Annotated in this window: 7 protein-coding genes and 3 pseudogenes; 6 read left to right on the top strand and 4 right to left on the bottom strand. The window is 62.3% G+C overall.

Annotated features, from left to right (window positions below; all coding sequences use genetic code 11):
• The 5 genes and pseudogenes from AC1DWT_RS47220 to AC1DWT_RS47200 form a co-directional block, all read left to right on the top strand.
• Positions 1 to 187: pseudogene (locus AC1DWT_RS47220) on the top strand (hypothetical protein); the annotation flags it as partial.
• A 56-nt stretch (positions 188 to 243) separates the two neighbouring features.
• On the top strand, positions 244 to 1059 hold the full coding sequence (locus tag AC1DWT_RS47215; protein WP_477925904.1) for a crotonase/enoyl-CoA hydratase family protein: 816 nt from the start codon (positions 244 to 246) through the stop codon (positions 1057 to 1059).
• Positions 1056 to 2228 (top strand): thiolase family protein, encoded by a 1173-nt coding sequence (locus tag AC1DWT_RS47210; RefSeq protein ID WP_477925903.1) that lies wholly within the window; start codon positions 1056 to 1058, stop codon positions 2226 to 2228. Before AC1DWT_RS47215 ends, AC1DWT_RS47210 begins: the two co-directional genes overlap by 4 nt.
• A 38-nt stretch (positions 2229 to 2266) precedes the next feature.
• Positions 2267 to 2671 (top strand): Zn-ribbon domain-containing OB-fold protein, encoded by a 405-nt coding sequence (locus AC1DWT_RS47205; protein WP_061698288.1) that lies wholly within the window; start codon positions 2267 to 2269, stop codon positions 2669 to 2671.
• 97 nt (positions 2672 to 2768) lie between these two features.
• On the top strand, positions 2769 to 3314 hold the full coding sequence (locus tag AC1DWT_RS47200; RefSeq protein WP_477925902.1) for a nuclear transport factor 2 family protein: 546 nt from the start codon (positions 2769 to 2771) through the stop codon (positions 3312 to 3314).
• Between the two features lie 160 nt (positions 3315 to 3474).
• Here the strand turns inward: AC1DWT_RS47200 and AC1DWT_RS47195 are convergent.
• The 3 genes and pseudogenes from AC1DWT_RS47195 to AC1DWT_RS47185 form a co-directional block, all read right to left on the bottom strand.
• A pseudogene (locus tag AC1DWT_RS47195) lies at positions 3475 to 4870 on the bottom strand (IS1380 family transposase).
• A gap of 122 nt (positions 4871 to 4992) precedes the next feature.
• Positions 4993 to 6444: an MFS transporter gene (locus AC1DWT_RS47190; protein ID WP_197487890.1), complete on the bottom strand. Its 1452-nt coding sequence runs from the start codon at positions 6442 to 6444 to the stop codon at positions 4993 to 4995.
• Entirely contained in the window at positions 6441 to 6725 is a 285-nt protein-coding gene (locus tag AC1DWT_RS47185) for a hypothetical protein (protein ID WP_231914124.1), read from the bottom strand. The genes AC1DWT_RS47190 and AC1DWT_RS47185 overlap by 4 nt, the downstream gene beginning before the upstream one ends.
• A 305-nt stretch (positions 6726 to 7030) precedes the next feature.
• Here AC1DWT_RS47185 and AC1DWT_RS47180 point away from each other — a divergent pair.
• Positions 7031 to 7288, top strand: a pseudogene (locus AC1DWT_RS47180) (enoyl-CoA hydratase/isomerase family protein); the annotation flags it as partial.
• Between the two features lie 69 nt (positions 7289 to 7357).
• On the opposite strand, the gene AC1DWT_RS47175 reads toward AC1DWT_RS47180, so the two are convergent.
• The gene (locus AC1DWT_RS47175) at positions 7358 to 8719 is read right to left on the bottom strand and encodes an MFS transporter (RefSeq protein ID WP_477925901.1); all 1362 of its coding nucleotides are present in this window, start codon (positions 8717 to 8719) and stop codon (positions 7358 to 7360) included.
• Positions 8720 to 9191: the final 472 nt, after the last annotated feature.

Here is a 9191-nt window from a genome sequence, read left to right as displayed (position 1 = left end):
GTCGGTGGCGGTGCAGGGGACGAAGAAGGCGCTCAATGCTGTTCTGCATTTGCTGTCGAGTGTGACGTTGGATCTGGGTTTTCAGGCCGAGCGTGTGTCGGCGGTGTCGGAGGATCATCGGCAGTTGCTCGATGCGGCGATCGAGGCCCGCGACCGTCGTCGGGCGTCAGCGTCGGTCCCACGATGACCACGCATGAGCCGGCCCGGTCGACCATCCTGACTTCGATGGCAGTGAGGCATATCATGACAACCGGAATCGCCCAAGAGTTGCACCTCGACGTGGTTCTGGTCGAGCAGCGCGGCAACGTACTCCTGATCACGATCAACCGACCACACGTCCGAAATTGCATCAACAGGGACGTCGCCGAAGCCATCGGCCAAGCGCTCGAGACCGCCGAAACCGATCCGACGGTGCGAGCCGTCGTGCTGACGGGGGCAGGCGACCGAGCGTTCTGTGCCGGGGCAGATCTCAAGGCGCTTGCCGAGGGGAAAGACATCCACCCCGCTGGGCAACGCGCTCGCTGGGGATTCGCAGGGTATGTAAACCATCCCGTCAGTAAGCCCACCATCGCTGCGGTCAACGGCTTCGCACTCGGTGGTGGTACCGAACTGGCGTTGGCCAGTGATCTGGTCGTTGCCGCGGACAGCGCCGAGTTCGGGTTGCCCGAGGTCCGTCGAGGTCTGGTGGCGGCTGCCGGCGGTGCGTTTCGATTGGCGCAGCAGATTCCGCGCAAGATCGCTCTGGATATGGCCTTCACCGGTGAGCCGATATCGGCCGCAAGAGCATTTGAACTGGGGTTGGCCACCCGCGTCGTTCCTCAGGACCAGGCCCTCGACGTCGCACTCGACCTGGCTGGCGTCATTGCGGCCAACGCGCCGTTGGCGGTGCAAGCCACCAAGCGAATCGCGGCCGGCATCACTGACGGAGCTGTGGAACGCGAGGCCGCCGACTGGGCACGCAACCGACTGGAAGCGGGACGCATAAAGCAATCGCGGGACGCGCAGGAGGGAGCGCGCGCCTTCGTCGAGAAACGGCTACCTGATTGGACAGGACGATGACGAACAAACCCCGTACCACCCGATCGCCCGTCATCGTCGGTCTCGGAATGACCGAACTGGGAAAGGTGTACGGCAAAAGCAGTAGTCAATTCGCCGCAGAAGCAAGCAGATTGGCGCTCGCCGACGCTGGCCTGCTCCTGTCCGAGGTGGACGGTTTGCTCATCTCGTCGGGCGTAGCAAACGATATCGGCCTCGGGTTGCAGGTCGATCTCGGCTTGCGTGATCTCGCGCTTCTGGCTCAAATGCAGGCATTCGGATCGACCGCTGGTGCCATGGTTCAGTATGCGTCGATGGCCGTAGAGTCGGGGATGGCCGAGGTCGTCGTGTGTGTGTTCGGTGACGCTCCTCTGGTCGAGGGCGCCGGGGCCGGGCTTGCCTACTCGGACGGTCATCGGGCGCACTCCGGCTGGACGGGACTTCAGCGTGCGACCGGAGCCGTGGTCCCGAACGTCCTGTACTCATTGGCCGCGCGGCGACACATGCTCGAATACGGGACGACTTCAGAGCAGCTCGGTGCTCTCGCCGTCGCTCAGCGTGAGTGGGCGGTACTCAACCCACTGGCGCAGATGCGTACACCGATCACCGTCGCCGACCATCAGAACTCGCGCATCATCAGCGATCCGTTTCACCTGTTCGACTGCTGCCTCGTATCGAATGGTGGTATCGCCGTTGTCGTCACCACGGCCGAGCGGGCACGCGACTTGAATCAGCCGGCTGTCCACGTTCTCGGTTGGGCACAGAGCCATCCGGGCTCGAGGCTACGTCGTGACGACAACTTCGGGCTGATGACCGGTGCAGCGAAATCCGGTCCGGCGGCCATGTCCATGGCAGGCGTCACCGTCGAGGACATCGATCTGGTCGAGATCTACGACTGCTACACCTACACGGCGATGGTCACGCTGGAGGACTACGGTTTCTGCGCCAAAGGAGAGGGAGGCGAATTCGTGGCGACGCCGGGAATCCTCGGCCCGGGTGGCAAGCTGAAAATGAACACCGGCGGCGGACAGTTGTCCTCGTACTACATGTGGGGAATGACCCCCCTCTCGGAGGCCGTCATCCAGGCACGTGGTCAGGCAGGTGCCCGGCAGCAGGACCGGCACGAGGTCGTCCTGGTATCGGGCAACGGGGGAATACTCGACCACCATTCGACCTTGATCGTGGGCTCGTAAACGGTCTGGTCGGCGTCAGCGGAGGGATTTTCTGACCCATGTACATTCAGCCTGTTGTTCGCGACACGGCCACGGCGGAGTTCTTCGACGGAACCGCCCGAGGCGTATTCCTCCTGCGGAGGACCGTGGAATCCGGTGAAATACTGTCCCCGACAGCAGAACAGGACAGTGTGGGTAATACCGATTTCGAGTGGGTGGAAGCGTCAGGCTTCGGCCGGGTCGTATCGTGGGCGTTCGTTCCACAGCGGTCCGCGGACTCGGACACGCCGCTCGCGCTCACCATCGCGGTGGTCGAACTGGACGAGGGGCCGTGGTGGTGGACCCAGCTCGTCGACGTCGAGCGCGACGACCTCGTGGCAGGACTTCGGGTCCGCGCCGAATTCCACAAGTCCGGGCCGTCGGGAGCAGACGAATACGTCCCGCTGTTCGTGCCCGTGCGATGACGAGTCCGGCGCCGCCGCTGGGGAACCAGCATCGTCGACTGGACCTGTGCCAGAAAGGATAGACGTGGTGACTGATGATTCGGCGTCGGCTTCGGCAGTGCTGGAGCTTCTCGACAAACAGGCCATCTACGAGAACATGATGTTCTATATCCGTGGCCAGGATCGCAAGGATCTCGAACTCGTCAAGTCGACATTCTGGCCGGACGCGACTGAGGACCACGGAGCCTTCGTGGGGTCGGCTCACGATTTCTGCGACCTGGTTCACGAGCGAAGTAGGACGACTCGATACACAGCTGTGCACAATTGCGGAAACGTACTGATCGAGATGCTCGGTGATCAGGCGAAACGCGAGACAGTGTTCACCTACGTCCGCGTCGAGACGGAACGGACGATCGTGTTGTCCGGACGGTATCGAGATCTTTGTGAGAAGAGACGTGGGCAGTGGAAAGTATTGCGTCGCCTGGTGATCTTCGAATGGGTCCAGACCCTCCCGCCGAACGGGGACTACTGGGAAATCTTCGGCTATCCTTCCACCGCCAGCCGCGGCACGATCTACCCGGACGACCCCATTTATCACGATTGGAACGTTCTTTCCCGGATACGCGGCACCGCAACAGACGAGACCGAGCGTCCGAATCCCTAGCCTCGAACTTTCTTCCCGGTGACGTGCTGGCCTGAGCAGGTCGAGATTGTGTTTCGAACCCGTTGGCGCGCGAGGGCGCGACCGATGTCGATCGGCAGCGCTCGGATCCACGGCCTGAGGTAGGGGTTCTTTCGGGGTCGTCGGGTCGGGTGAATTGCGGTCAGGCGGGCGCGGGTAGTGCCGCCAATCGGGTCAGTGCGGCGACGATGAGGGTCGACCATGTCGCGTTCTTCGATAGGCGTAGGTGCGTGCGTCGAGCATGGGCAGCGATGCGTCCGGCTACCGAGAAGATGCGTAGGCGTATACGTTTGGGTTCCCACCTGCGTGCTTCGTGGTCGGTGAAGCCGGGCATCTGAGTCCACGCCATCAAGTCGAGAGCGAGTTGGACGATCGCCAACCAGATGCGGTTCTGATCGAACCCGTGCACCGAACATTGGTCAGTCCGGTGTCCTTGGCGGTGCGGATGCGGTCTTCGCAGCGGGGCGCGGCGACGGTGCCGAAGTTCGAGATCTTGGATCTGACCGGCGCACGGTGTTGGTGGCGAACGCGGTCAATCGAAGACCGTCGGAATCGGTGAACCGCAACTGCGCACCGGGGTGCGGGCGTTCCTTTCGGATGATCACGCGCATTCCGGCCGGCCATGTGGTGAGGTCGAGTAGGCCGGTGGCGTCGATGACCCAGGCGCCGTCGCGGACCTTCTCGGTGGCGTCGACGGCGACAGACCACGCACTCTCGGGAACGACAGCGAGGGCGGTGACCATCGCGTCGGTGAGCCCGAACCCAATCGAATACGACACCCGCTTGTTGTGCAGCCAGGTCATGAATGTGTGGCTGGCTCCGGCACCGTCGGTACGGACCATCACCGTTCGGCCCGGACGAGGTCCGGTTGCAGAGCGTAACTGTGCCAGTGCTTTTCGTGTGACCTCGATATGATCTGCCGCGGTGTTCGAGCCGGCGTTACCTGGCCGTAGCAGCGCCGCGACGGGTTCACCGGTCCCGTCGGCACCGTGGTCGACAAACGCCAACAGGGGATGAAATCCGAAGCCGCGTTTGTAGGTCGGAGCAGCAGATTCCTTCTCCGAGTGCGCGGTGACGAGGGTGGCGTCGAGGTCGATGACGATTGGATTCTGCGCGGTGATGTCGTGATCAGGCGCGTGGTCACCGGCGTGTTCCCACGACGTCGCGCGGGCAGTTGCCCGCGCGGTGTCGATGGCGGTCAACACCGCGGGTGCATCTGCGGCCAACGCGCTGATCAGACGGGAGACGGTCGGATCGGAGGGAACTTTCCCGAACACAGCCGCATGTTCGCGCAGGGTGGCGATGTCGGCGAGGCAGTCCCCGCCGAGCGTCAACGACACTGCGAGGTCGGTGATGATCTTGCCGGGGTCGAAGTGCGGCAACGGTTTCCGCCACGGTGACAGGCTCTGCGAGAGGGCTGCGTTGCGTCCGGTGACCTCGGCAGTGCCGAGCAGTGTCACCGCTCCGGCGTGCGACACGACACCGGTTCCGGTGGCATCGACGGACAGGGTGGGGTACGACGACGTAGACCTGCTCACCACTCATTTGGTGCTGCTCCTGCTGGCTGGATTGTTTCCTTCGCAAGATCAATCTTCGCAGCTCAGAGCACCATTCTTCCGTCTGGCACGCCTCGCCTATCTACCGGCGTGAAAGCCCGAGGCTAGTGGGCAGCAACGTGGACCTTCGTCGGATCGCTCTCTGTATCGATTGCGTGTCGATCAGTGATGTGCTTCGGTGCAAGGACAGCCCACACGATGACGAACAGGGCGACAATCACAGCGGAAGCGACATAGATGCCAATGAAGGTTGCCTCTGGAATGTGTCCATCGGCACCGGGCGCTAGCACGTTCAACACAACTGCGACGGCTATCATCGCCCCGACAAACTGGACGATGTTTTGCATGCCGATCGTCACCCCCATGTTGTCCTGACGGCCGGCCGCCGCAACGAGTGTGTATCCGGTGGTCAGGCAGCTCAGGGTCGTAAGGGCATAGAGGAACGTCCATACCCAGGGCATCCAGCCCTGGTCATTCGCGAAAGCGAACCCGAGGAAGACGAAGATCGAAGCGGTTCCAGAAACGACCAAGACGATCTTCGGACCCAAATGCTTGAGTCCCCATCGTGTCCAAAGGTATCCCAGTGTGGCGCCGGGAATCAGCGCGAGCAGTACGTATGTAGATTCGAGGGCAGACAGGCCGTGGCCGAACCCGGAGGATGTTGGCGTCTGTAGCAGTGCTGGCTGCACGATAAACAGGCCCTGACCGACGAGACTTATCAAGAGGATCCCGGAATATCCGATGAGGGTCTGGCGTAGGTCCATGTTGCGGAACGAGACGAGGGGCTCCTTAGTGCGCCGCTGCTGACTAATCCACGCAGTCAACGTCACTGCGCTCACGAAAAACGAGGAGAGCACGATGGGTGAGCTCCAGCCCCGGCTGGGGAGTTCGCTGATTCCGATCAGCATGGCCGTGACCCAAAGGCCGAGCCCCAGTGCACCGAACCAGTCCAGGCGAACAACTGCACGGGCGGCTGCAGGCGTCTCAGATGAGACGTAGGCGAGGATCAGCATTGCTGCGAACAGAGCGAAGCTCACCCAGAAGACGCTTTCCCACGGCAATCCCAATTCAACGATAATGCCGCCGGCAATGAGTGCGAGCGGCGTGAAGATCGCCATCACAGTCGATAGCCCTAAGGAGACAAGTCGGATCTGACGTGCGGTGGCGCGGGGACGCAGGAGGCCCCAGCTCAGTGGAATTGCGACAGCGAGTCCCATGAGGAATCGACCGACAACCAGAGGCCAGAAGCCATGGCCGATCGCACCCAGGGCGCATCCGACCATCGCTAGGACGATGAGTGCCATCAGGACCTTGCGATGCCCGTAAATGTCGCCCATGCGCGTTGTGAGGCCGACGGAGATGACACTGCCGACCATCAGCGCGTTCAGGACCCATCCGATCTCGGACCCCGACAGGGCTGATTCTGTGGCAATCGCCCCGACCAGCGGAGCGAGGATGCCGTACTGTATGTCGAGGGCTATGCCGCTGAGCATAAGTAGAGCAACTATCGATGCGTTTCGGCCGGTACGTGCCTCGACCAATGTAGATTGTGTCATCTTTGACCACCCTTGTTTGGACCCAGCAGCCGCTGGGGTCGTTCTTGACCGGGGGTGGCGCATGGCACCGTCGGGGTCCGCGCCCGGATGATGCCATAAACCACTCGCGGAGTAGCTTTTTTCTGATCTGCTCGTGCGCCAGCGATTTGATCACTGACGCTTTCTGAGCAACGTCCTTCGTTGACATCGACGAGATTGCGAATCTGCGTGTAGTCGAGCGAGACGAACGGATCGTCGCCGGCCCATCCCACGATGTTCACCAGGATGTCGATCGGGCCCACCGAGGAAGTTGATGGACCGAGCGAGCTCTGGACTGTCACAGACGAAACTTCTGGCGCGCAGACCTTGCTCGTCTAGGTTGCCGGCTACGGCGTCTGCGCGGTCGGCGTGCAGGTCACCAGAGCTACATTTCCCACCAGGGACAAGTGCATGTTCCTACCCGTGCTCGTTCAGTAAGGTGCCTACCGACAAGTGAGGCCTCTGGCCGACCGCATCGGAATTATCTGGACGTTGGAGGTCAGTATTGAGGTTGCGGCGGCCATAACCGGGCATCCTCGGCCACGATGCTGAAATTTCCGAGGCAGCGGTGACACTCCAAGAATTTCTGAAGCCGACGATCGCCAAGGTGCCGGGCCCGGCGAGCGGGGGCGGGTGGAACCTCGCGTTGTGCTGCGACTTCGTCGTCAGTTCCAGCAATGACACGTGTACGCAGGTTTTCCCGAAACGGGGGTTGTCCGTCGATGTGGGCGGATCGTGGCTGCTGCCCCGCCTCATCGGAATGCAGAAGGCGAAATTGCTGATGATGACCGGCGACCTTCACACCGCGGCGGAGGTGGACGAGTTGGGGCTCCTCACCCGTCGGTCTCTTGTGGGCTGCGGGCGGGTCGCCACCGAAGTACTGACCCACCCTCTGCTACGCCGATTCGAGCGGGCGGCTCGCGGTTTCCCGCACTCGAAGCGTTGTCACCAGCACTATCACTGCCACAACGATCAGGTAGAACGCAGGCGCGTAGATGGTCCCGGTTTCCGCGACGAGGTATGTCGAGACATATGCCGCGGTGCCACCGATCAGCCCGAAAACGTTGTAGCTGATCCCGAACGCGGTGTACCTGATCGTGGTCGGGAAGCGTTCCAGCGCGGCCGTCACGTAGACGGCCTGTCCCGCCGCGACCGGGATCGCAATGATTATCAGCGCCCCCACGGCCGCCAAGAAGCTACCGGTGTCGAGAAGCAGGAAGCAGGGGTAGGTCAAGACGATCAGGCCAACCGCCGCGGAGACGAGGACAGGCCGCCGACCGAATCTGTCGGAAAGGGCGCCCATGACCGGTCCCAGGATGGCGATGGCGGCGCCGCCAGCGCAGATCGCGAGGAGGCCGTCTCCGGAGTCGAAGCCGAGTTCGCTCGTCAGCAGAGTCGGCATGTAGATCATCATGATGTAGTAGCCGAGGAATGCGCCGGCGCCCAGCAGCCCGGTCACTGTCATCCGACGGTACATCGAGACCTTTCCCAGCACCTCGGGGAGCGGGCTGTCGAACGTCGCCTCGGCTTGGCGTGCGAGTTTGAAGGCCGGGGACTCGTCGAGCTTGACTCGAATGTAGAGCCCGACGAGACCTAACGGCAGGGCAAGCAGGAACGGAATGCGCCATCCCCAACTATTCAGTGATTCGGTAGAGAGCACCTCCGCGAGCAGTGCAGCGGTGAGAAGGCCTGCCAGAGTCGCGCACGTGATCGACACCCCGATCCAACTTACGAAGTAGCCCCGTCTGTGGTTCGGAGAAGACTCGGCGACGAAAATCGTCGCGCCCGGTAGCTCGCCTCCCGCCGAGAGACCCTGCAAAATGCGCAGGACCACTAGCAGCAGCGGTGCCAGTACGCCGATCATTTGGTAGCTCGGGAGCAAGCCGATGGCGGCCGTGCTGAGCGACATCAACAGGATGACCGCGACCAGGGTCGTCTGCCGCCCGATCTTGTCGCCGAAGCGACCCCAGACGACACCGCCGAGCGGCCGAGCGACGAACGCGAGGGCGAAGATGCCGAGTGTGCTCAGCAGTCCGGTCACGCGGTCTGTCTCCGAGAAGAAGGTGCTCGCGATGGCGGGCGTCAGGGCGGCATAGACGGCGAAGTCGTAGTACTCAACGAAGGAACCCGCGCAGCTCGCGATCACGGCGCGACGGAGCATGGAAGGATCGACCTCCTTCCCGCCGCCGTCATCGCGCGGAGACTCCGACACCTCCACCAGAGGCACACCAGGCTCGTTATTGATCTGCTCGACCATCAAGTCCAACCTTTCACGGTACGGGCGTGAGCTACTCACGGCCTCACCGGCGCACTCATGCCGGGTGATATGACCATGGTCACATTACTGACGGCTATTGTCCAGATAGGAATCCAATCCGGTTCACGTCGAGCTGGACACCGGATTCGTCACTCAGTCGGGCAACCAGGTCATAGCCGACCCGCCCCACGATGTCTGATCGTGGAGATCTGCAAGCGTGCGGCGCGAGTGGTTCTCTCGGACCTTCAACTCCGCTGCGCCTGCGGGTGCTACGAGTGGTGCGACCACCCCGGGAGCTGAGCCCTGTCGCAGTCCTCCCTCAATTCCAAACTTTGGCCTTGCCTTCCTCTGCGCGGCGATCGCTCACTCGTACCGTTGCGTATCTACGCGCTTACAGAGTTGAACATCCAGGCCAAGTCCCACGGTAGTGTCAGGCTGGACTCCTCTTCTGTCGACCGGGGAGGAATGCTGC

It is taken from the genome of Rhodococcus sp. P4_B6, from assembly GCF_056402215.1.
The sequence above is the reverse complement of the archived record's forward strand: the minus strand, read 5'-3'. Positions and strand labels throughout refer to the sequence as shown.

What these genes read in the sequence shown, in the direction of transcription:
- AC1DWT_RS47210 (WP_477925903.1), top strand. Translation starts at nt 1,056, where the DNA reads ATGACGAACAAACCCCGTACCACCCGATCGCCCGTCATCGTCGGTCTC.
- AC1DWT_RS47175 (WP_477925901.1), bottom strand. Translation starts at nt 8,719, where the DNA reads ATGGTCGAGCAGATCAATAACGAGCCTGGTGTGCCTCTGGTGGAGGTG.
- AC1DWT_RS47205 (WP_061698288.1), top strand. Translation starts at nt 2,267, where the DNA reads ATGTACATTCAGCCTGTTGTTCGCGACACGGCCACGGCGGAGTTCTTC.
- AC1DWT_RS47190 (WP_197487890.1), bottom strand. Translation starts at nt 6,444, where the DNA reads ATGACACAATCTACATTGGTCGAGGCACGTACCGGCCGAAACGCATCG.
- AC1DWT_RS47215 (WP_477925904.1), top strand. Translation starts at nt 244, where the DNA reads ATGACAACCGGAATCGCCCAAGAGTTGCACCTCGACGTGGTTCTGGTC.